This is a genomic window from Actinopolymorpha pittospori, from assembly GCF_014873875.1.
Lineage (GTDB): Bacteria > Actinomycetota > Actinomycetes > Propionibacteriales > Actinopolymorphaceae > Actinopolymorpha > Actinopolymorpha pittospori.
The window spans coordinates 3,419,290-3,440,310 of sequence record NZ_JADBEM010000001.1 but is presented as its reverse complement, the minus strand read 5'-3'; the positions used below and the strand labels follow the sequence as shown (position 1 = coordinate 3,440,310).

General features: G+C 69.9%; 21 protein-coding genes. 13 read left to right on the top strand and 8 right to left on the bottom strand.

All coding sequences use genetic code 11. The annotated features are described in order from the left end of the window. Positions 1-2: 2 nt before the first annotated feature. Both HEB94_RS16365 and HEB94_RS16360 read left to right on the top strand, forming a co-directional pair. Positions 3-1,082, top strand: coding sequence for an enolase C-terminal domain-like protein (locus HEB94_RS16365; RefSeq protein ID WP_192750694.1), 1,080 nt, complete (start codon positions 3-5; stop codon positions 1,080-1,082). Positions 1,083-1,201: 119 nt separating this feature from the next. Next, the gene (locus HEB94_RS16360; RefSeq protein WP_192750693.1) at positions 1,202-1,570 is read left to right on the top strand and encodes a hypothetical protein; all 369 of its coding nucleotides are present in this window, start codon (positions 1,202-1,204) and stop codon (positions 1,568-1,570) included. On the opposite strand, the gene HEB94_RS16355 is transcribed toward HEB94_RS16360, so the two are convergent. Continuing rightward, entirely contained in the window at positions 1,551-2,474 is a 924-nt protein-coding gene (locus tag HEB94_RS16355; protein WP_192750692.1) for an NAD(P)H-binding protein, read from the bottom strand. The two genes, HEB94_RS16360 and HEB94_RS16355, sit on opposite strands and share 20 nt — an antisense overlap. Before the next feature lie 235 nt (positions 2,475-2,709). Between HEB94_RS16355 and HEB94_RS16350 the strand changes: the two genes are divergently transcribed. The 3 genes from HEB94_RS16350 to HEB94_RS16340 all read left to right on the top strand — a co-directional run bounded on the left by HEB94_RS16350 (position 2,710) and on the right by HEB94_RS16340 (position 5,816). Next, positions 2,710-3,474 carry a DsbA family protein gene (locus HEB94_RS16350; protein WP_192750691.1) on the top strand — a complete coding sequence of 255 codons (765 nt, stop codon included), beginning with the start codon at positions 2,710-2,712 and terminating at the stop codon, positions 3,472-3,474. Between the two features lie 53 nt (positions 3,475-3,527). Continuing rightward, the gene (locus tag HEB94_RS16345) at positions 3,528-4,379 is read left to right on the top strand and encodes an MBL fold metallo-hydrolase (RefSeq protein WP_337917723.1); all 852 of its coding nucleotides are present in this window, start codon (positions 3,528-3,530) and stop codon (positions 4,377-4,379) included. A 78-nt stretch (positions 4,380-4,457) separates the two neighbouring features. Next, positions 4,458-5,816, top strand: a complete 1,359-nt coding sequence (locus tag HEB94_RS16340; protein ID WP_202896378.1) for a DUF418 domain-containing protein — start codon at positions 4,458-4,460, stop codon at positions 5,814-5,816. Here HEB94_RS16340 and HEB94_RS16335 read toward each other — a convergent pair. Further along, complete coding sequence (locus HEB94_RS16335; protein WP_192750690.1) at positions 5,800-8,367, bottom strand: polysaccharide lyase family 8 super-sandwich domain-containing protein; 2,568 nt, start codon at positions 8,365-8,367, stop codon at positions 5,800-5,802. The two genes, HEB94_RS16340 and HEB94_RS16335, sit on opposite strands and share 17 nt — an antisense overlap. Before the next feature lie 399 nt (positions 8,368-8,766). On the opposite strand from HEB94_RS16335, the gene HEB94_RS16330 reads away from it, so the two are divergent. Beyond that, complete coding sequence (locus tag HEB94_RS16330) at positions 8,767-8,997, top strand: hypothetical protein (protein WP_192750689.1); 231 nt, start codon at positions 8,767-8,769, stop codon at positions 8,995-8,997. A gap of 101 nt (positions 8,998-9,098) precedes the next feature. On the opposite strand, the gene HEB94_RS16325 is transcribed toward HEB94_RS16330, so the two are convergent. Together HEB94_RS16325 and HEB94_RS16320 are read right to left on the bottom strand one after the other, a co-directional pair. Further along, positions 9,099-9,845: an SDR family NAD(P)-dependent oxidoreductase gene (locus HEB94_RS16325; protein WP_192750688.1), complete on the bottom strand. Its 747-nt coding sequence runs from the start codon at positions 9,843-9,845 to the stop codon at positions 9,099-9,101. Positions 9,846-9,966: 121 nt separating this feature from the next. Further along, entirely contained in the window at positions 9,967-11,070 is a 1,104-nt protein-coding gene (locus tag HEB94_RS16320; protein ID WP_202896376.1) for a hypothetical protein, read from the bottom strand. Positions 11,071-11,270: 200 nt separating this feature from the next. Between HEB94_RS16320 and HEB94_RS16315 the strand changes: the two genes are divergently transcribed. Both HEB94_RS16315 and HEB94_RS16310 read left to right on the top strand, forming a co-directional pair. After that, positions 11,271-12,035, top strand: a complete 765-nt coding sequence (locus HEB94_RS16315; RefSeq protein ID WP_192750687.1) for an SDR family NAD(P)-dependent oxidoreductase — start codon at positions 11,271-11,273, stop codon at positions 12,033-12,035. A 124-nt stretch (positions 12,036-12,159) separates the two neighbouring features. Continuing rightward, a complete protein-coding gene (locus HEB94_RS16310; protein ID WP_192750686.1) occupies positions 12,160-12,645 on the top strand; it encodes a hypothetical protein in 486 nt (161 codons plus the stop codon). A 24-nt stretch (positions 12,646-12,669) separates the two neighbouring features. Here the strand turns inward: HEB94_RS16310 and HEB94_RS16305 are convergent, their stop codons facing one another. Continuing rightward, positions 12,670-13,266 carry a GNAT family N-acetyltransferase gene (locus HEB94_RS16305; protein ID WP_192750685.1) on the bottom strand — a complete coding sequence of 199 codons (597 nt, stop codon included), beginning with the start codon at positions 13,264-13,266 and terminating at the stop codon, positions 12,670-12,672. Positions 13,267-13,313: 47 nt separating this feature from the next. Between HEB94_RS16305 and HEB94_RS16300 the strand changes: the two genes are divergently transcribed. The 5 genes from HEB94_RS16300 to HEB94_RS16280 all read left to right on the top strand — a co-directional run bounded on the left by HEB94_RS16300 (position 13,314) and on the right by HEB94_RS16280 (position 17,695). Then, positions 13,314-13,928, top strand: coding sequence for a helix-turn-helix domain-containing protein (locus HEB94_RS16300; protein ID WP_192750684.1), 615 nt, complete (start codon positions 13,314-13,316; stop codon positions 13,926-13,928). 182 nt (positions 13,929-14,110) lie between these two features. Further along, complete coding sequence (locus tag HEB94_RS16295) at positions 14,111-14,458, top strand: YciI family protein (RefSeq protein WP_192750683.1); 348 nt, start codon at positions 14,111-14,113, stop codon at positions 14,456-14,458. Beyond that, complete coding sequence (locus tag HEB94_RS16290) at positions 14,455-15,648, top strand: RNA polymerase sigma factor (RefSeq protein WP_192750682.1); 1,194 nt, start codon at positions 14,455-14,457, stop codon at positions 15,646-15,648. The genes HEB94_RS16295 and HEB94_RS16290 overlap by 4 nt, the downstream gene beginning before the upstream one ends. A gap of 206 nt (positions 15,649-15,854) precedes the next feature. After that, a complete protein-coding gene (locus tag HEB94_RS16285) occupies positions 15,855-16,853 on the top strand; it encodes an ATP-binding cassette domain-containing protein (RefSeq protein WP_192750681.1) in 999 nt (332 codons plus the stop codon). Continuing rightward, a complete protein-coding gene (locus HEB94_RS16280; RefSeq protein WP_192750680.1) occupies positions 16,850-17,695 on the top strand; it encodes an ABC transporter permease in 846 nt (281 codons plus the stop codon). Before HEB94_RS16285 ends, HEB94_RS16280 begins: the two co-directional genes overlap by 4 nt. Positions 17,696-17,744: 49 nt before the next feature. On the opposite strand, the gene HEB94_RS16275 is transcribed toward HEB94_RS16280, so the two are convergent. The 3 genes from HEB94_RS16275 to HEB94_RS16265 all read right to left on the bottom strand — a co-directional run bounded on the left by HEB94_RS16275 (position 17,745) and on the right by HEB94_RS16265 (position 20,998). Next, positions 17,745-19,109 carry a TrpB-like pyridoxal phosphate-dependent enzyme gene (locus tag HEB94_RS16275; protein ID WP_192750679.1) on the bottom strand — a complete coding sequence of 455 codons (1,365 nt, stop codon included), beginning with the start codon at positions 19,107-19,109 and terminating at the stop codon, positions 17,745-17,747. Between the two features lie 78 nt (positions 19,110-19,187). Then, positions 19,188-20,060: a Cof-type HAD-IIB family hydrolase gene (locus HEB94_RS16270; RefSeq protein ID WP_192750678.1), complete on the bottom strand. Its 873-nt coding sequence runs from the start codon at positions 20,058-20,060 to the stop codon at positions 19,188-19,190. Continuing rightward, positions 20,057-20,998, bottom strand: coding sequence for a 2-deoxy-5-keto-D-gluconate 6-phosphate aldolase domain-containing protein (locus HEB94_RS16265; RefSeq protein WP_192750677.1), 942 nt, complete (start codon positions 20,996-20,998; stop codon positions 20,057-20,059). The genes HEB94_RS16270 and HEB94_RS16265 overlap by 4 nt, the downstream gene beginning before the upstream one ends. Between the last annotated feature and the right edge of the window lie 23 nt (positions 20,999-21,021).

Sequence of the window (21,021 nt, the reverse complement as noted above, 5' to 3'; positions counted from 1 at the left end):
CGGTGAAGATCGTCGACCTTTCCTTCACGACCTACGACCTGGGAAAGCTCTCCAAGCCGTTCCGCAACTCCATCCTCACCACCGAGAACAAGCGCCTCACCCTGGTCGACGTCCACACCGACGAGGGCCTTTCCGGAACGGCGCTGTCCGCCGAGGGCGCCACCCGGTTCGCGGCGCCGATCCGGGAACGCCTCCTCGGGCAGGACCCGCGCGACTTCACCCGGATCTGGCACCGGATGTTCACCGGCTGGCGTAAGCCGGTGGTCAAGGGCGACGCGATCTCCGCGATCGGTTCGGTCGACAACGCGCTGTGGGATCTGCGCGGCAAGGCGTTCGACATGCCGGTCTACCGCCTGCTCGGTGGTTACCGTTCCCGCGTGCCCGCCTACTCCGCGGGCGGCTACTACGAGGAGGGCAAGGGCACCGGCGAACTCGCGGAGGAGATGCTGAGCTTCGTCGCCGCCGGCTACCGCGCGGTGAAGATGAAGGTCGGTGGCGCCGACATCCCGGAGGACGTCCGCCGCGTCGCCGCCGTTCGGGAGGCGGTCGGTCCGGACGTCAAGGTGATGGTCGACGCGAACAACGCCTGGACGTCCTCGCAGGCGTTGCGGTTCGGCCGGGCGGTCGAGGAGTTCGACCTCGCGTGGTTCGAGGAGCCCTGTTGGCCCGACGACCATGCCGGGATGGCCGCCCTGGTCGGACAGCTGACCATGCCCATCGCCACCGGAGAGATCGAGTACACCCGGTGGGGATTCCGTGATCTCATCGAACGCCGCGCGGTCGACATCGTCCAGGCCGACCCGCAGACCTGCGGCGGCCTGACCGAGTGGATCCGGATCGCGACGCTCGCCTCGACCCACCATCTGGAGATGGCGCCGCACGGCAACCACTACGTCGGTGCGCACGCGGTGGCCGCGGTCGACAACGGGCTCATCGTGGAGAGCTACGCCGGGCTGAGCCCCTGGCAGGACGAGTTCCTCGGCGGGATCTCCTTCGTGGACGGCGAGCTCGTCCTTCCGGAGACCCCGGGCCTCGGCATCACCATCGACCGGCCGGCGCTGGAGCGCGCGTCGCGGACGTGACGGAGTCCTCACCCTGACCGCGCGGGAGCGTGACCGGTAGGTCGATCGTTGATGGCGGTGAGACCTCAGCCAACGGCTGGTCCACCGCTACGGCGGCTTCGACGACGAGGAGTCCGGTCATGGTGGTTCTGCGCGCGGCCAGGGTGATGGCGGCGGTCGTCGGAGTCGGCCTGTTCGTGTTCTTGTTCCTGCACGACTCCTGGCGATCGGACAACCTCTTCCTGGTTCCCGACCTGCTGTTGTCGGCTGTGCTCGTCTCGGCGGCAGTGGTCCCGATGCCGTACGCGCGGCTCGCGCTCATGTTCGCCTTCGGTATGGGCACCGGGGTGATCGCGACGTCGGTGTCGTCCTACGCCGTACGCGGGGAACTCGGCCTGGCCAGCCTGGTCGGGGCGATCGCCTGCGCCGCGACCGCCGCGGTGTTGTTGGTCCGTGGCGTCGTCGCCGGCGAGGTGAGCGCTCAGCAGGTCAGTGGGACGAGCCGTTGAACATCTGGGCGTGCTCGGCGACGAACTCCTCGACCGACTGGGCCGGAGTTCCGGTGATCTCCTCGACCGTGCGGGTCGACCGGTCGTAGCGGTTCTCCCGCTGCAGCCGGGCCATGGTGGCGATGTGGTCGACCAGGTGTTGCGACAGGCCGTGGCGAGCGGCGAGTTGCTCCGTCCAGGGCCCGGGAGGTACGTCCTCATACGTTACCTTCCGGCCCAGTGCCCGGGAGTACTCCGCCGCCACGCCGTTCATGTCCTCAGTCCGTGGCCCGGTCAGGTCGTACACCTTCCCCAGGTGCGGACCCGGGTCGAGCAGGACCGCGGTGACCACCCGGGCGACGTCCCGCGCGGCGATGGGAGAGGTGCGCCCGCTACCGAAGGGAAGCGGGAGGGTGCCGTTGTCGGCGATGGCCGGGGCGACCAGCGTGGTGAAGAGGGGGTTGTCCAGAAAGGCCGTGGGCCGGACGTGGACGACCGGGAGGCCGGACCAGTTCAGCACCTGCTCGGACAGGTAGTGCAGGCGCTGCTGGTGGGACTCCTCGGTGCTCACCGCGGACATCTGTGACACGGTCATCTGGGAGATGTTCACCAGCACCTCGAGGGAGCCCTCGGCGCGGGCGACCGAGGCGAGGGTCGCCGTCGCCTCGAGGTAGGACAGCGACACGCTCATGCTGAACAGCATCCGGGCGACGCCGTCGATCGCGCGCACCACGTCGTCGGGCCGGGTAAGGTCGCCGACCACCACCTCCGCACCCATCCCACGCAGGGCGTCGGCGCGTTCGTCGTCGTGGTGGACCATCGCCCGCACCGGCAGGTCGCGCTCGCGAAGCATCTCGACCACCGAACGCCCCACGCCGCCGACACCGCCACCGGCTCCGGTCACCAGGACGGGTGTCTCCGGCATCGCAGCCGCCCCCTCACACCGGTCCGGGATCCTCACCGCGATGCTAGCGGTGCCGAAGGGCGGACAGGCCGATGTCAACCAGACCTTCACACCTGGTCCGCGACGATGACGAAACCCTCACGCGCGTACGCGTCGCCTCGGGGAACCGCGGCACAGTGCACGGCCTTCACCGGATCGAGGTGGGTATGAGCACCCACGGCCGATGCCGTCGTAGGGACACGATTGGAAGTTCCTGATGTCGCAGAAAGAGGAGGGCCCGGCGCGCGGCGCCAGGCCCGAGGACGACCGGACGGAGGGGCGGCGTACGAAGAGTGTCAAGGTCTCCCTGACGCTGGCGGCCGTCTTCGTCGTGGTGGTGGGAGTGGTGCTCGCGATCGCCTGGTTCGGCAACGACGGCGACGAGCCGACAGCCGGTCCCGCGGCCGACCCGACGGGCCAGGTCAGCGCTCCGGGCACCGGCGGTGCCGAGTCGCGACTGGTGCGCGCCGACAGCCACCGGCTCTCCGAGGCGAAGAACGGGAACGTCACTTTCGTGGAGTTCCTGGACTTCGAGTGCGAGGCGTGCGGGTTGGCGTATCCGGTCGTGGAGCAGCTTCGCGAGGAGTACGCCGGAGACGTCACCTTCGTCGCGAGGTACTACCCGATTGCGTCCCACTTCAACGGCGAACGAGCCGCCCGAGCCGTCGAAGCCGCCGCCCAGCAGGGCCGGTTCGAGCAGATGTACCAGCAGATGTTCGAGACACAGGAGCAATGGGGCGGACAGCGGGTACCCGCCGACGACACCTTCCGCGGTTTCGCCGAGGACCTCGGCCTGGACATGGCCGCGTGGGACAAGGCCTACCAGAATCCCGCCACCCTGGACCGCGTGAAGGAGGACGCCGCCGACGGCAAGGCCCTCGGCGTACAAGGCACGCCGACGTTCTTCGTGAACGGGAAGAAGCTCACGCCCCGCGTCTGGGACGACCTCGGCGACGCCATCGACGCCGCGCTCGCCCGCTGACGGCTGCACGCACCAGTCGATCGCTCCTGGCCGGTGCGGGGTAGGAGAACGCCGTGACCACCCCACCTGGACCCGCGCCGGCAGGTGACGTGCCGGACCAGCTCGGTGAGCTGCTGTTCATCGGCAACGCCACGACACTGATCCGCTATGGGCCGTTCACCCTTCTCACCGACCCGAACTTCCTGCACCGCGGTCAGCGCGCCTACCTCGGCCACGGCATCACCACCCGACGGCTGACCGATCCGGCGCTCTCGATCGAGGAGCTACCGGAGCTGGACGCCGTGGTCCTGTCCCACCTGCACGGCGACCACTGGGACCGTGTCGCCAGGCGCGGCCTCGACCGTGCCCTGCCGATCATCACGACGCCGCACGCCTCCCGGCGCCTGCAGGGCTGGCAGGGGTTTCGTCGGGCACTGGGCCTGCGCACGTGGGAACACCACGAACTCAGCAAGGACGGAATGACACTGCGGTTCACCTCCGTCCCCGGACTGCACGCCCCGGGCCTGGCGCGCTTCCTGCTACCGCCTGTCATGGGCACGATGCTGGAACTTCGGGGCGCGGACGGCGAGGTCCGGCACCGCCTCTACATCACCGGCGACACTCTGATGCACGACGCGCTCGTCGAGGTCGCACGCCGTTTCCCGCGGGCGGACCTCGCGGTGCTCCACCTCGGTGGGACCCGGCTGCCGGGTGGTCTGATCGTCACGATGGACGCCGGTCAGGGCGTCGACCTGCTGGCACGGTTGCAACCGCACCGTGCGGTCCCGATCCACTTCGACGACTACGACGCCTTCAGCTCACCGCTGTCGGACTTCCGTGAGGAGGCCGAACGGCGCGGGTTCGGCGACTGCGTGACCTATGTCGAACGCGGCGGCACGGTGCCACTCGCACCGGGGAAGGGCTAGGGCGAAGCTCCGCGCCCGTCGCGCCCCTAGGGGTTTTCCAGGATACGACTCGTCACGTTCTGTGAGACTCTCTGCCCTATGACGTCCTCGACCGGTAGGCCGGACACGTCAGGTGTCCCAGACACTCCACCCACCACCACGACCACGACCCCAACCACGTCCTCGGCCCAGTCCTCCGCCCAGTCTTCGGCGCAGTCTTCGGGCCACTCCTCGACCAGGACCTCGGATGGTCCGAGCGCGGCGACGGCTGCCGGCCCGCCCGCGCTCACAGGCCCCACCGCGCTCGCCGCCCGCGCTCTGGCCCCCGACCTGGCCCGCGGGTTCATGCTGTTGTTCATCGCGCTGGCCAACGTTCACTTCTACCTCTACGGCCACGAGAACACCTTGCGGGCCTATCCAGTCGCCGACACGGTGGTCGACCAACTCGTCACCTTCGTCCAGATGCTCTTCGTCGACGGCCGTTCCTATCCGATGTTCGCGTTCCTCTTCGGCTACGGCATGGTGCAGCTCATGCGCCGGCAGCAGGAGCGGGGCAACGGGTGGTTGACGATCCGCGGACTGCTGCGGCGTCGGGGCTGGTGGATGCTGCTCTTCGGGCTCGTCCACGGGGTTCTGTTGTTCTCCGGCGACATTCTCGGCTCCTACGCCCTTGCCGCCCTCGTCTTCGTCGGGTGTCTGGCGGCCCGTGATCGCAGGATCATGCGGCTCGCCGTCCTCTTCCTGGTGATCGCGACGGCCTTCGGTCTGACGCAGGGGATCCCGAACCCGGAGATGGGCTCGCTCCTTCCGTCGATGGGCCAGGAGGAGCCACTGGCCGCGGTCGTCGTCCGATCCGTCGAATGGGTCTTCCTGACGCTCGCGAACCTGCTCTCGGTCGTGCCCGCCGTCCTCCTCGGGATCCTGGCGGGCCGGCGTCGCGTCCTCGACGAGCCCGACCGGCACCGGGCGCTGCTCGTCCGCGGTGCCACCCTCGGACTCGGCGTCGCGATCCTCGGCGGGCTGCCCTTCGCCCTGATGGTGGCGCACTTCTGGCCCGACCCGTCGGTAGGGCTGTCGATGCCGGCCGCCGCGTTGCACACCCTGAGCGGGTACGCCGGTGGCCTCGGCTGGGCCGCGCTGATCGCCCTCGTGGCGATCCGGGTCGGCGACCGGCGTGGGCGGGTGACCACGGCTGTGGAGGCGGTCGGCCAGCGGTCGATGACCTGCTATCTCCTGCAGTCGGTGGTCTTCGTCTCGGTGCTCGCACCGTACGCCGGCGGGCTCGGCGGTTCGCTCGGTGTCGCGGGCGCCGCGGCGATCGCGGTCGCGACCTGGCTGTTGTCGGTCGTCGTGGCGGATCTCCTGCGCCGCGGCGGATACCGCGGCCCCACCGACAGCCTGCTCCGGCGCCTCACCTACAAGACGCGGCGCACCTTCGGCGTCAACCCCGCAACGTGACGGTGAAGCTCCGCCCGTACGCCTGGTGAGTGTCGAACTCCAGGAGCGTGCCGTCGTCGGCGGGGCTCACCCGTACACCGTCGTCCATCGACACCGCCGTCAGCGTGCGGCCGCGAACGACCACCGAGATGGTGTCCCGGTCCATGGTCGGGTCGGACACCGCGACACTGGTGAGCCGGCCCGCCTTGGTCCGCATGAGGACCGAGGCCGGGCCGTCGACGCGGAGCCGCTCGGCCTGGTGCTGGCCTAGCGCGAACACGTTGGCGGCCGTGAGGTCGAGGCCACCGTGGTGGATCGCCTGGATCGCCGTCGTGTTCGCGAGGACGCGCAGCGGCCCGTCGGCGTAGGACCGAAGCCGGGGCTCCGCCGCGTTGGGCACGAGTGCGTAGGCCAGGGAGGACGGCGCGGCTCCCGCCGGCCGGTCGATCGAGACCCCGAAGACCGTGCGGGTCACCTGTGTGTCGGGGTTGGACGTTCGCACGATCCGGCGGCTCCGGGTGACCGGCGCCAGGTCGACCCGCACGTCCTGGCGGTCGAGGAAGACGTACCCGAGCGCGGTGCCCTGGCTCGCGTTCGCGTAGCGCAGCCAGCGCAGGTCGGCGCTGCCCGGCCCGGACCACGTGCTGCCGTCGCGGCGCACACCGGTCACCGTCACCTGGTCCGAGGGGGCCGCGATCCGGGTGTCGACGCTCGTGGTGACCGCGCGCCCGGCCGGATCGGCGACTCCGGCGGCCAGGACGACGATCTCGTCGTCCAGCATGAACCACGACTTCGTCGCCTCCGCGTTTCGGTAGACCACGAAGTCGTCCGGCAGCACGCCCTGCTGCTTGGCGGCGAAGGCGACGTCGCTGGACTGGACCAGCCCGGCGACGCCGTACGCGTCCAGAGTCGCGCCGCCGGAGTGCCGGTTGGTGCCGCACGGGAAGTAGACGTAGGTGTTCTGCGACTCCGAGGAGGAGGTGAAGCCGAGCGGGTGGTCGGGGTTGTCGTAGTAGGGCGTGCCGTACAACTCCGGAATCGTCCTGCGCTGCTCCACCGGGGCGGTGACACCGGCCAGCGCGTAGGGCGACACCGTGGTGAAGTAGTCGATCCCGAACGCCTGGGCCTGGTCCTGGCCGGAGAGATAGAGGTAGTGGGCACCGTCGCCCTGGAACCACGGCATGAGGTTCTCGCCGCTCATGTACTCGTACTTGCTGATTCGATCCGAGCTACGGGCCAGGGCGAAGGCATAGCCGGGCCGCCGGTGGACGTTCTTGTCCATCGCGTTGAAGGCCACACTGCGGGCCGCGGGGTTGAGGTCGGCCGCCACGATCGTGTCGTCGCCCACGATGTCGGTGTAACGCGCCACGCTGACCGGCGATACGAAGCTCGTCGGGTTGAGGGTGGCCCGCGAGGTCGACCGGACGAACTTCACGTAACCCTTGAGCGCCGCGGCGTCCGTACCGCTCGCGTAGTCGGACAGGTCGACGACGGCCTCCACCACCACGGCCACGTCGGCATAGCCGGTGGTGGTGCGCGACACCGCACGTCCCTTGACGATCTCCATCATCCAGCCCTCGAAGATGAGAGGGGCGAAGCCGTTCGTCACCCACCCCTGCACCACCGCCACGAGGTCGTCGCCGCGCGCGTACGACGTCCCGTCGAGGATCTTGAGGGTCTGGACCACCCGTGTCAACAGGCCCTTGCCGTAGGAGCCGGTGTAGGCGACCGAGGCATGTTGGATGAACGAACCGTCGGCGTAGTAGCCGTCGGTGACGCCGTGGTTGAGGTGATAGGGGTCGACGGTGGCGAACACCGTCAGTTGGTCCCGCAGCGCTTTCGCGATCCGGGTGTCGTCGCCGAGCAGCGCGCCCTGCAGGATCCGGTTGGTGGTGATGTCGGCGAGGTTGGCGCCGGTGTGGAAGCGCGAGTCCAGGTCGACGTCGCCGTTCGAACCGTTGCGGAGATAGGCGTCCATCGAGGCGACGTAGGTCTGCAGCAGGTCCGGACGGTAGGCGCGCACCTGGTCCAGCAGCAGCGTCAGGGTCTTGCTGACGTGGGTGGAGATGCCGATCTCCCAGTTGAACCAGTTGCCGTAGTAGCCGCCCGCCTGGTCGCCGTAGTAGTGCTCGTGCAGGAAGACCAGCCCGTCGATCACGCGGTGCTGCACCGCGGTGCTGCCCAGCAGGTCCGAACCGGCGCCGGGAGCCCGGGTGGCGAGCGCGATCTCGTACAGGTGTTGGTAGGACGCGTTGAGGTTGGAGTCGCTGGTCCCGAGCGGTACGCCGGCGAACAACTCGCCGCTGCCCGCCCGGTCCAGCGCCGCGAGCCAGGTCCGGGCGGTCTGGGCGATGCCGGCGACCTTCGCGGCGACGTCCGACCGGCCGTTGGACTCGGTCGTGCCGGCGAAGATCGCCACCGTGTTGGCCAGCAGCCGAGCCTGGTCGGCGGCCGGTTCGGTGGCGGGGCCGAGAGCGGCACCAGCTTCGGCACTGGCCCGCCGCTGCGGACCAGTGGACAGGAGACCCGCGGCGGGCAGGAAGGAGAGCAGGCGACGGCGGGTGATCTCCACGGAGGCTCCTCGGTGGCGAAAGAATCCTGTCAACAGGAGACAACCAGACGCAACTATCTTACGGCAGGCCGTACCGACCCGACGGACGGCGCGGAGGCCTGACCAGACCTGGCCCCGCGCTCCTTCGACGCCATCCATCGACGTCCCTCGCCCACACACATCTATCACTGATCGTCATGCATCGCGCACGACTTGTTACGAGGACATTAGTCCTTCGCGTGCCGAGCCCATTGGGCGGTGAGAAGCCGCCTCTGTCCGGCCTACGATTTGCCCACGTCGAAAGCATTGTGAACGACGGTGATCACCATGGAGCAGCCAAACGATTTCGCAGAGCCCTGTCGGGATCCCGGATGCGCACAGACTGGCCGACACTTCCATTGGGTCGAGCCCGGCCACGCCATGGCGTCCTGCCTCTTCGACATCCAGTGCGGCAATCTGCCGCGTGAGGCCGACCTCGCCGCCCTACCCGCCAACTGGCGAAGGCTGGTCATGTCCGTGGAGAGGCGGACCCACTGCCAGCACTGCGAAGGCCGGCGGCGCACGCCACGTGGGATGGCCAACACCACCGGCGCCGCCGACCTCACCGACCTCGCCGACATCGATCAGCCGGCAATGAGCAACTGGGCGTAGTTCAGCCCGATCGGTCGACCGGACCGGTCATGAGGACTCGCGTCTTCGGAACCCCCGACGTCGGCGCCGTCGGCCGGTGTGTCCTGAGCACTTCGAACCGTTCACCCCGAGACCGCGCGGAGCCCTCCGTGCACCTGGACGACGGAGCCGTTGACGTAGCTGGCCGACGGCGTGGTCAGGAACACGATGACGCGGGCGATCTCCTCCGCCTCGGCGGCGCGCCCCAGGGTGATGGCGCCCGTCAACGCGTCGGCCACCCCACCGGCCGTACCAGGAGTATGGGTCGGGCCGGCCGCGACGGCGTTCACACGCACACCGGAGGGGCCGAACTCGTCGGCCCAGATCTTCGTCATCAACTCCAGGCCCGCCTTGGAGGCGCCGTAGACGCCCGCGGTGCGCGCGGGCACAGAGGCGCCGAAAGTGCTCAGGTTGACCACCGAGCCATGACCGCGCGCGGCCATGCCGGGTACCAACTTCTGCACCAGGATGAACGGCGCCCGCAGGTTGAGGTCGAAGTGCAGGTCGAAGAACGCGTCGTCGGTCTCGACGGTGGAAGCGAAGCGGTAGACGCCCGCGTTGTTGATCAGGATGTCGACCGGCCCGACCGCCTCGGCAAGCCGGCGAACCTCGTCGGGGACGCTGAGGTCGGCAGCCTCGAACCGGGCCTTGCCGCCGGCGGCCTCGATCTCCCGTGCCGTCTCGGCTCCGCGGTCCGGGTCTCGACCGTGCACCACGACCTCCGCGCCGAGTCCCGCGAGCTGGACGGCGACGGCCCGGCCGATGCCCGCCGTCGCGCCCGTGACCAGTGCGGTATTTCCGGAAAGACTCCCAGAAAAGTCCATCGACATGTGGGCTTCCCCTCCCCACCACAACGCCCGACGTGCCGGGCTCCGTCCTGCCCCGGCCGACCAGTCCTCCCACGCTAACCCGGCCGCGAGCCGGGCGGACACGCGTCCGCCCGCGCCGTGGTCAGCGATCCGAAGCCGCGTCAACGTCTGCTTGCGAACGCCGGACGGCCCACGCGGCAAGGCTCAACAGCGCGAGCATGCCCACCGCGAGCACCACGTTGTGTGCCAGCTTGAGCGCGAGCGGCGGGTCTCCGAGGGGCTGGACGAAGAAGCCGAACACCGCGTTCGCCAGCACCGCACCGCCGGCCAGCGCGAGGACGTGGGCGGGCCTCCAACCAGCCCGTCGCGACCAGCGGCCCACCGCGAGAACCACGGCAGCGGCGAGGAGGACGCCGATCCCGACGCCGAGCCAGCTTGGCGGGAGTAGCTGGGTGCCGCTCGCCGCGGTCAGCGCGAGGAGGCCGACCAGCAAGGGGCGCGGTGCGCGGCGGGGGACGGCCGGCGGTCGGGGCCGTCGGCGGCCGAGCAGAACGGCGGCCCCGATCAGCGCCAGGACGGCCACTCCCGAGCCGGCGAGCTGTGGCGCCGAGGCCAGGAACCGTTCGCTCTTCACGTGGTCGGCGAAGATGAGCAGGGACGCGGCCAGGTAGAGAACTCCCACGAGCGTCAAGCCGATCCTGCCCAGCCAGGGCGTCGACCTGCGTGCCGGCGCGAGCGACTCGACCACCGCGATCGGCGCGCCGATGGACCAGACCACGTGACCGACCACGAACGTCATCAGGTGGTAGGCGCTCACGCCGAGTGCCGGAACGAACGTCGGCCTCAGCATGTCGTCCCAGTAGTCGATGTCACGGTAGGAGGTGTTGAACAGTGACTGGTCGACCAGGCCGGCCTGGAAGACGCCGAAGGCCGCCGCGAGCAGGAGGAGACTGGGCCAGCCCCATCCGGACCGGCGCGCGACCTCGCGGATGATCAGGGCGGCCCCGCCGTACAACGGCCCCAGGATCGCCAGGCCGGCCAGGAGTTCGAGAAACCTGCCGACGTTCTCGTCGTATCCGATGAGGTACTCCGCCGTGACCGGCGCGAGGAAGAACAGTCCGGCGGCCGCGGCGACCCGGGCCAGGGCGGCCCGGCCCCGGCGTCGAGGCGGTTCGCTCCGCTGGGCGGGGTGGTCGGTCTCGTCCGGGCGTTGGCGTTTCACCGAAGGCTGGCTGACCTCGCGCATGTCTTCACGCTAGGAGAACTTCACCCCGACGCGCGTCCTCCCGCGGTACCCTCCCCCACCGCGAAAGTCGCGTCGACGTGGCGTGCGTGGCACCAAAGTAGGGATGGACCGCTCGCCGCGCCGGCGCAACTGGACGAAGCAGCGGGTGCCCTCCTAACGTCCTTCGAAGTACTACGACCATCGAACGAGGAGTCACCGGCATGTCGGGTCCGACGGTCAGCAGCCTCGCCGACCAGGTGGTGATCGTGACGGGCGCGGGCTCGGGGATCGGCCGTGCCACCGCACGGGCGTTCGCCGACGCGGGTGCCCTGGTCCTTGGGGTGGGACGCCGGGCGGATGCGCTCGAGGCGACCGCCGCCGGGCATCCCAGCATCGCCCCCTTCCCGGCCGACATCACCGAGGTTGGCGGGCCCGATGCCGTCGTCTCCGCCGCGGTCGACCGGTGGGAGCGCGTCGACGTGCTGGTGAACAACGCCGGAAGCTTCGCCGGGATGCCGGTGGGCGAGGTCACCACCGACGGGATCGACCGGCTGTTCGCGATCAACGTGGTCGCCCCCAGCCTTCTGGTGAAGGCCGCGCTGCCTCAGCTACGGGCCTCGCACGGCGCGATCGTCAACGTCTCCAGCATCTACGGGCACCGGCCCCTCGTCGCCGGCGGCCACTACGCCGCGTCCAAGGCCGCGCTGGAGTCACTCACCCGCAGTTGGGCGCTCGAGCTCGCACCCGAACGCATCCGGGTCAACGCCGTCGCGGCCGGACCGACCGAGAGCGAGGCACTTGCCTCCTCCGGCCTTCCGCCGGAGGTGGTCGAACAGATCAAGGCCGACGAGACGGCTCGGATCCCCCTCGGCCGCCGCGGTGATCCCGCCCTGCTCGCCGCGTGGATCGTCCGTCTCGCCGACTCCAACGCTGCCTGGGTCACCGGCCAGGTCCTCAGCGTCGACGGCGGCCTCGAACTCACCTGACCGCGACCCGGCGCGCCGGAACGGCCCGATCGGGCAGCGGGTGTGTACCCAACGATCTGTTCCGCACGATACACACGCGAACTAGCCTGGAGATCCGGCCTCGGCGCGAACGGGGTGAGGGGTCATGGCGCGACGAAACATCAGCATCCCCGACGCGTTGGTCGAGCGTCTGGACCGGATGCGTGACCGGATCAACGTGTCCCGAGTGTGTGCCGTCGCCCTGGAGCGGGAGCTGCGGATACTCGAGGGACAGGCTCGCGGCCTCGACGTGGACGAGTCGAAGGTGGGACGTCTCGTGGAGAGACTGCGGTCGCAACAGAGTGAGAAGGACCGCTGGTACCGCCGCGGCCAGCGTGACGGCGAGACGTGGGTGCAGGAGACGGCGAGCCTGCACGAGCTGGCCGCGTTCGAGGACGACTGGGCCGAACTCGAGCAGATCGACGTCGCCGACTTCGATCCCGAGGACATCGAGGGCTGGGACGACGAGCTGCCCGAGGCGTTCCAGACCGACGAACTGCTGCGGCAGCCGCCGCTGTTTCGCGCCGCGTACGTCCTCGGTTGGTACGCCGGCGTCCACGGCCTCTGGCGAGCGGCGCGCGCTCGACTGTAGGGCTGGCCGAGGCGGGGCCGGCGGCTACTCCTTCGGCCCGGCGTTCGGCCCGGCGTTCGGCCCGGCGTTCGACTCGGCGTTCGACTCGGCGTCGGAATCAGAGGCGAGCGTGCGCTGCATCAGCAGGGTGTCGACCCAGCGGCCGTGCTTGAATCCCACCTCGCCCAGGCGCCCCGAGGGGGTGAAGCCGAAGCGGCGGTGCAGGGAGGCGGACGCCTCGCTGCCGGGGTCGGCGATCACGGCGATCACCTGACGAACTCCCGCCTGCCCGCACCGCGTCAGGAGTTCGCCCAGCAGGGCACTCCCCAGTCCCCGGCCGGTCTGGTCTGGTGCGAGGTAGATCGTGTCCTCGACGGTGTGCCGGTAGGCCGGCTTGGGCCGCCAGGGTCCGGCGTAGGCGTAGCCGGCCACCTCCCCCGCCGCACCTCCCGGCGTCTCGGCGATCAGGAACGGCAGCCCCCGGTCGGCGAAGTCGTCGAAGCGGCGTTCCCAGTCGGCGATGGTGAGCGGCTGCTCGTCGAAGGTGATCACGGTGTGCGTGACGTAGTGGGCGTAGATGTCGGCCACGGCCTTGAGGTCCCCGGGGGTCGCCGGGCGGATGGTGGCGGGTGTGACCGACATGCCGTGTCTCGTTTCTCTATAGCGAAAGTCGCCAGTACTATAGCGCGATGTTCGACCTCGTCGCCCTGGGCGGCCACATCCAGGCGCTGCGACGCGACCGGTCCCTCACCCTGCAGGAGCTGGCCGAGGCAGCCGAGGTGAGCGTGAGCATGCTCTCCTCGGTCGAGCGCGGCCAGAAGGCGCCCACCGTGGTCGTGCTGGCCCGCATCGCGGACGGACTCGGCATGTCCCTCGCCCAGCTCGTCGCCGAGCCGGACGACAACCGCGTCATCATCCGCCGCGCCGCCGACCAGGACGCGGTCGACGAGCCCGGCGGATGGCGGCGGGTCATCCTCACCCCGGTCGTTCCCGGCGTCAACTTCGAGTGGATCCACTCGACCCTGCCGCCGGGCTGCGACGCCGGTGAGTACCCGGCGTACGCGCCCGGATCGCACGAGTACGTCGTGGTCGGGTCCGGCACCCTCCGGCTCACCATCGCCGAGCGGGCCGTGGACCTGGACGCCGGAGACTCGGCGTACTTCGCGGCCGACGTCGTACACGGGTACGCCAACGTCGGGCCTGGCCCGTGCTCCTACCACGTCGCGGCTCTCGTCATGCGCCCGCGCGCGGGCACGCCGCACCCGCGAGGCCGCCGGCCGTCGGGAGGCCCGGCCACGCCCTGACACCAGGGCCCCGCTCTGGAAAAGTCTCCCGACAAAGCTCGAGGCGATGTCGTGTCCGGCTCCTCGCCAGTCGTCTTCTCGGTAGGAGGAGCCGCCGGGAGCGGCGACACCACGACAGGAACGCGATCGTTCGGGACACAGATCGGCACACAGATCGGCACACAGAGAGGAGCCTGGAGCCGATGAAGTACGTACTGATGTTCGTCGAGACCGAGGAGTACGCGAACGAGCTGCGCGCCATGGGTCCGGCGGAGCTGGAACAGGCCTACGCGCGGGTGACCCAGTGGTTCGCGGAGTACGCCGACAAGGTCCGCGGCGGGAGCAAGCTCCAGCCCGCGGAGACGGCGACCACCGTACGACGGGACGTCGCCGAGCACGTCGTCACCGACGGACCGTTCGTGGAGGGCAAGGAGGTGGTCAGCGGCTTCGCCGAGATCGAGGTCGCCGACCTGGACGAGGCACTGCGCATGGTCAGAACCTGGCCCGGTTGCCCGGTCGTCGAGATCCGCCCGGTGCAGGTCCTGAGTTGACCGACGTCCCACACGACGAGCTGGCCCGCGTGGTGCGCGAGCACGCGGGCCAGCTCGCCGCGGCGCTGGTTCCGCTGATCGGCGACTTCGCCACCGCCGAGGACCTGGTCCAGGACGCGGTCCTCGCGGCGCTGGAACGCTGGCCCGTCGACGGCGTTCCGGATCGGCCGGACGCCTGGTTGTTCACGGTCGCGCGACGTCGCGGGCTGGACGTGTTGCGCCGGCAGGGCAACTACCGCAGGAAGCTGGCGCAGCTGCGCTGGCCGGTGCAACCCGAGCCTGACGGGCGCCTGCGGCTCATCTTCACCTGCTGCCACCCGGCCCTGGCCCGCCCCGCCCAGATCGCGCTGACGCTGCGCGTCGTGTGCGGGTTGACCACCGCGCAGATCGCGCGGGCGTTCCTGGTGCCGGAGACGACGGTCGCGCAACGCATCACCCGCGCGAAACGCAAGATCACCGACGCCGGGATCCCTTACCGGATCCCCGCCGACGACGAGTTGGCGCCGCGCCTGACCGAGGTGCTCACCGTGATCTACCTCCTCTTCAACGAGGGGTACCTCGCCACGGCCGAGCAGGCGCAGTCCGCGGACCTCGCGGGCGACGCGGAGTGGCTCGCGACGCTGCTCCACCAGCTGATGCCGACCGAGCCGGAGGTGGCGGGGCTGCTCGCGTTGATCCGGCTCCACCGGGCTCGCGCGGCCGCCCGGGTCACCGCCGACGGCGACCTGATGCTGCTGGAGGACCAGGACCGCTCCCTCTGGGACCGCGACGCCATCGCCGCCGCCACCCAACTACTCGTCCGCGCGGCTAGCCACCACCGTCCGGGTCCCTACCAGCTGCAGGCCGCGATCGTCGCCTGTCACGCCGAGGCCGAACATTTCGAGGACACCGACTGGCGGCAGATCGTGGTGCTCTACGACATGCTGGCGCTCCTCGTCCCTTCACCGGTCATCCGGCTGCACCGAACGGTCGCCCTCCGCTACACCGTCGGCGCGCGGGCCGCGCTGGAGGAGCTGGAGACCCTCGCTGCCGAACTCGACAGGTACCACCTCTTCCACGCCGTCCGCGCCGAACTCCTTCGCGCGCTCGGCCAGCCGGAGCCGGCCCGCGACGCCGACCGCCGGGCGCTCGAACTGACCGCCAACCCGGCCGAACGCGCCCTCCTGCACGCGCGGGTACGAGGCACCTGACGCCCCGACAAGGGGTGACGAAAGAAACGAAAACCGGTGCCAGACGTCCGAATCGGCTGCAATACTCCTGCAACGGCGGAAACCTCGCCGCACGGCGGCGTGGACGAAAGCCGCCTGACCCGGGCGCCTCGACCGATTCGAGGCGCACCCGGTGGCCATCCAATCGACGGCACGGCCAGAAAACCCACGGACAGGAAAACTGCCCCATGGACAACCACTCCGACCTCGCCATCGAGACAACCGGCCTCGTCAAGGTGTTCGGTACGACGCGTGCGGTCGACGGCGTCGACCTGGCCGTCCCCAGCGGGGGCGTCTACGGCTTCCTCGGACCCAACGGCGCCGGCAAGACCACCACCATCCGGATGCTCGCCACGCTGCTCGTCCCCGACGGGGGAACCGCCCGCGTGCTCGGCCACGACATCGTGCGCGAGGCGGACGCCGTGCGCAGCCGGGTCAGCCTGACCGGCCAGTTCGCCTCACTCGACGAGGACCTCACCGGAACGGAGAACCTCGTCATGCTCGCCCGGCTGCTCGGATACTCCCGCGCCCAGGCGAAGGTGAGGGCGGCCGAACTCCTCGACGCCTTCGGCCTCGGCGAGGCCGGTGGCCGTCAGGTCAAGACGTACTCCGGCGGCATGCGACGCCGCATCGACATCGCGGCCAGCATCGTCGTCACACCCGACCTGATCTTCCTCGACGAACCCACCACGGGCCTGGACCCACGTAGCCGCAACCAGGTGTGGGACATCGTGCGCGCCCTCGTCGCGGGCGGCACCACCATCCTGCTCACGACGCAGTACCTCGACGAGGCCGACAAGCTGGCCGACCGGATCGCCGTCATCGACCACGGCAAGGTCATCGCCGAGGGTACGAGCGGCGAGCTCAAGGCCTCGGTGGGCGCGGGGGCGATCCACCTCCGGCTGCTCGACCCGACCCAGCGCGCCGACGCCGTACGCGTGCTCGAGCAGAGTCTGAACGTCCAGGTGCACCTCGAGTCCGACCCAGCCTCGCTGTCGGCCCGGCTGGGCGTGGTCGAGGTCGCCCACGAGGCCGGTGACCGGGTGGCGTACGCGCTCGCCGAGCTGTCCCGGCAGGGGATCGCGGTCACCCACTTCTCCCTCGGGCAACCAAGCCTTGACGAGGTGTTCCTCGCCCTCACCGGGCATCCCGCCGAGTCCGACACCGACGATGAGGACGCAGCGTGACCACTCCCACTCCCACGACCCCAGAGCTCACCGCCGTCGACGACACCCTTCGTACGGTCCTGTCGTCGGGAAGCCGCCCGGGGCGTCAAGACGCGCTTTCGACATCGCTCACGTTCGCCTGGCGGGCGTTGCTCAAGATCAAGCACGTACCGGAGCAGTTGTTCGACGTCACGGCGTTCCCGCTCATGCTCACGCTGATGTTCACCTACCTGTTCGGTGGTGCGCTGGCCGGCTCGACCCAGGAGTACCTGCAGTTCTTCCTGCCCGGCATCCTGGTGCAGACGGTCGCGATGATCACGATGTACACCGGGCTGGCCCTCAACACCGACATCTCCAAGGGTGTGTTCGACCGGTTCCGCTCGCTGCCGATCTGGCGGCCATCGGCACTCGTCGGCGCGCTGCTCGGCGACGTCGTGCGTTACACGCTGGCGGCGACGATGGTGATCGTGCTCGGCGTGGTGTTGGGCTTCCGCCCGGGCGCCGGAGTGGGTGGGGTGCTGCTGGCCGTCCTGCTCCTGCTGGTGTTCTCCTTCAGCCTGGCATGGGCCTGGGCAGCGGTCGGCCTGATCGTGCGGACGCCGAACGCCGTGATGGGCGTGAGCATGATGGTGCTGTTCCCGTTGACGTTCGCGAGCAACATCTTCGTCGATCCGGAGACCATGCCGGGTTGGCTGCAGGCGTTCGTGAACGTCAACCCGATCAGTCACCTGGTGACCGCGGCCCGCGGCCTGATGCACGGGACCGTGACCACCGCCCAGGTGGGTTGGGTCCTCCTCGCGTGCGCGGTGCTCGTCGTGGTCTTCGCCCCGCTCACCATGCGGCTGTACCGGCGAAAGTCCTAGGGTCTGGGGTCAGCTCGGAGGGTCTGGGGTCAGCTCGGAGGGTCTGGGGTCAGCTCGGAACGGCCGGCAGGGACGCGACCGCCTCGGCGAGCTGCGCCTCGGACAGCTCGTGGTCGACGAGCGCGTCACTCAGATAGGCGCCGTAGGCCGCGAGGTCGAGGTGACCGTGCCCGCACAGTGCGGTGAGGATGACCTTCTCCTCACCGGACTCCTTGCACCGCAGGGCTTCGTCGATACACGCGGCCAGGGCGTGCGTGGGTTCGGGCGCGGGCACGACGCCCTCGGTGCGGGCGAAACGTACGCCGGCCTCGAAGCACTCGCGTTGCGTCCGCGCCTCCGCCTCGAACAGCCCCAGCTCGTAGATGTGGGACAGCAGCGGCGACATCCCGTGGTAGCGCAGGCCGCCGGCGTGGATGGGGTCGGGGATGAAGTCGTGCCCGAGGGTGTGCATCTTCATCAGCGGGGTCATCCCGGCCGTGTCGCCGAAGTCGTAGGCGTAGACGCCCTTCGTCAGCGAGGGACAGCTCGCCGGCTCGACCGCGCGGATCGTCACCTCCATCCGGCCGGCCAGTTTCTCCCGGAGGAACGGGAAGGCCAGCCCGCCGAAGTTGGAGCCGCCGCCGGTGCAGCCGACGATCAGGTCGGGGGTGAGGCCCACCTTGGCGAACTGCGCCAGCGCCTCCTCGCCGATCACGGTCTGGTGCAGCAGGACGTGGTTGAGCACGCTGCCCAGCGCGTAGTTGGTGTCGGGGCTGCCGGCCGCGACCTCCACCGCCTCCGAGATCGCGATCCCGAGTGAGCCGGGCGACTCCGAATCCTTCGCCAACACCGCCCTGCCGGCCCGGGTGAGGTCCGAGGGCGAGGGGTGGATCACGCCGCCGAAGGTCTCGATCATGATCCTGCGGTACGGCTTCTGGTCGTACGACGCGCGGACCTGCCACACCTCGCAGTCCAGGCCGTACTGCGCACATGCGAACGCGAGGGCCGTGCCCCACTGGCCGGCGCCGGTCTCGGTGGTCAGGCGGCGGATGCCCGCGGCGGCGTTGTAGTAGGCCTGGGGGACGGCGGTGTTCGGCTTGTGCGAGCCCGCCGGCGAGACGCCTTCGTACTTGTAGAAGATCTTGGCGGGCGTGCCGAGGGCCTTCTCCAGCCGATGCGCCCGGTAGAGGGGCGAGGGACGCCAGAGCCGGTAGACCTCGAGCACCTCCTCCGGGATGTCGACGTACCGCTCGGTCGCGACCTCCTGCCGGATGAGCTCCATCGGGAACAACGGCGCGAGGTCCTCCGGGCCCACCGGCGCCATCGTGCCGGGGTGCAGCACGGGAGGCGGCGGGCTCGGCAGATCGGCGACCACGTTGTACCAGCGCCGGGGCATTTCGGACTCGTTCAGCAGGATCTTGGTCGGCTCACCCATGCCGGCCACGGTAGCGGGGGCTGGTCGCGTCGAGAAGGGCTCGCCGGGTGTCGTGCGCGGAGTCGCCGCCGACCGGCGTCAGTGGCGTCGGGACGCACCCGCACCCGCGTGCACGCGGGTGGGCAGGACGAACCGCTCGACGGCGTTCGCGAAACCGTCCTCCGCGTTGCTCGTCGTGACTCGCCTGGCCGCCCGCTGGACCTCCGTGCTGGCGTTGCCCATCGCGATCGAGAGCCCCGAGTGGGCGAACATGAGGACGTCGTTCGGCTGGTCACCGATGGTCGCGATCTCCTCCGGGTCCAGCTGGTAGGTCCGGGCGAGGTACTTCGCCACCGACCCCTTGTTCGCCTGCGGATGCGTGACGTCCAGGTAGTACGGCTGGGACCGCGCGGCGGACACCTGGTCGCCGTACTCGTCGTGCGCGGCCTTCGACGCCACCGCCACCGCGTCCAGGTCGTCACTCACTCCGACGATCTTCACGACGTCCCCGATGCCCTCGTAGGAGTCGGTCACGGTCGGCTCGAACTTCACCGTCCACGCCTCCCGGTCGACGTGCGAACCGTTCCGGTCGCGGACGTACCACCGCGTCCCCTGGTAGAGCCAGACGTCCAGCCGGTGGGACTCGAGCAGCGAGATGACCGGTGCGACCAGCTCGTCCGGTACCGCCTGCTGCTGGATCACCGACATGTCCGGGTGAACGAAGAGGCCACCGTTGAACGCCGCGATCGGGGTGGAGATGCGCAGCGGCTCGACCAGCATCGCCATGCCGCGCGGCGGGCGTCCGCTGGTGACCGCGAACCTGACGCCGGCCTCGTCCAGCCTGCGGACGGCCTCGACGGCGTGGTCGGTGAGGATTTTGTCGTTCGTCACCAGCGTGCCGTCGACGTCCGCGAGCAACAGCCGGATCGGGCGGCCGGCGCCTGCGCTGGTTGCTTCGTCCGGTCTGGTCATGACGACTCCGAGGTGGGGACGACGCCCGCCCGGGCGGTCGTGACGTAGGCGTCGACGAGGTCGCGGTAGCGGTCGGCGATCGTGGCCGCGGCCTGGTCCCGGGTGACGGTGGAGGCCAGGTAGGCCCGCAGCGCGTCCTCCCACACCGTGCGGCCGACGGCCAGGCCGATGAAGCCGGGGACACCCGCGGCGATCTCGACCCACTGGGTCACCTTCGCGAGGTCGGCGCCGCGGCCGAGGACGATGCAGCTCACGCCGTCCCGGCCACCGGTCCGGGCCTGCGCCACGACCTGGATGCAGTCGTTCGCCGTCTCCAGCCCCTCGATCTTCCAGATGTCGGGGTTGACGCCGGAGTCCTGCAGCGAGCCGATCGCGCGGGCGACGAGGTCGGGTCGCAGCTCGCGGTCGTAGCGGCCGTGGTCGCCGCCGCACCGCTCCAGCTGTTCCCGCGTCGGCGGAACCAGCAGCTCGAACAGGAACTTCCGGTCCCGTTCGTGCAGCCACGAACTGAGCCTCGCGAGACGTTCGGACTGGCGGGCGTTGAGATCCCGGTCGCCTTCGGCGTTGTAGCGGACGAGCACCTTGGCGAACTTCGGGTCGAAGGCCTCGATGTGCGCGCCGAAGTCCTCGCCGTAGAAGAAGTCGAACTCGGGCTGCCCTGACTTCTCCACCGGCATGGCGAGCAGGTACCCCGCCGCCTTCGCCGCGCGGGCGACCTCCGCACCGAACTGCTCGTCGACGAGGACGCCGGCCGCCTCGCGTGGAGCGCCACTGCCGACAACCCGGACGAAACCTTCGTAGATGATCTTCTTCGCGTCGGTGATCCCGGCGCGTACCTCCGGCCGCACCGGTGGTTTCGCACCGAACAGGTCGCGTTCGAACGACCCGCGATGGTCGAAAGCCATCACGTACAGCGGACTCTGGTATCCGAGAACCATCGTGATCCCTCCGTCACGTCGGG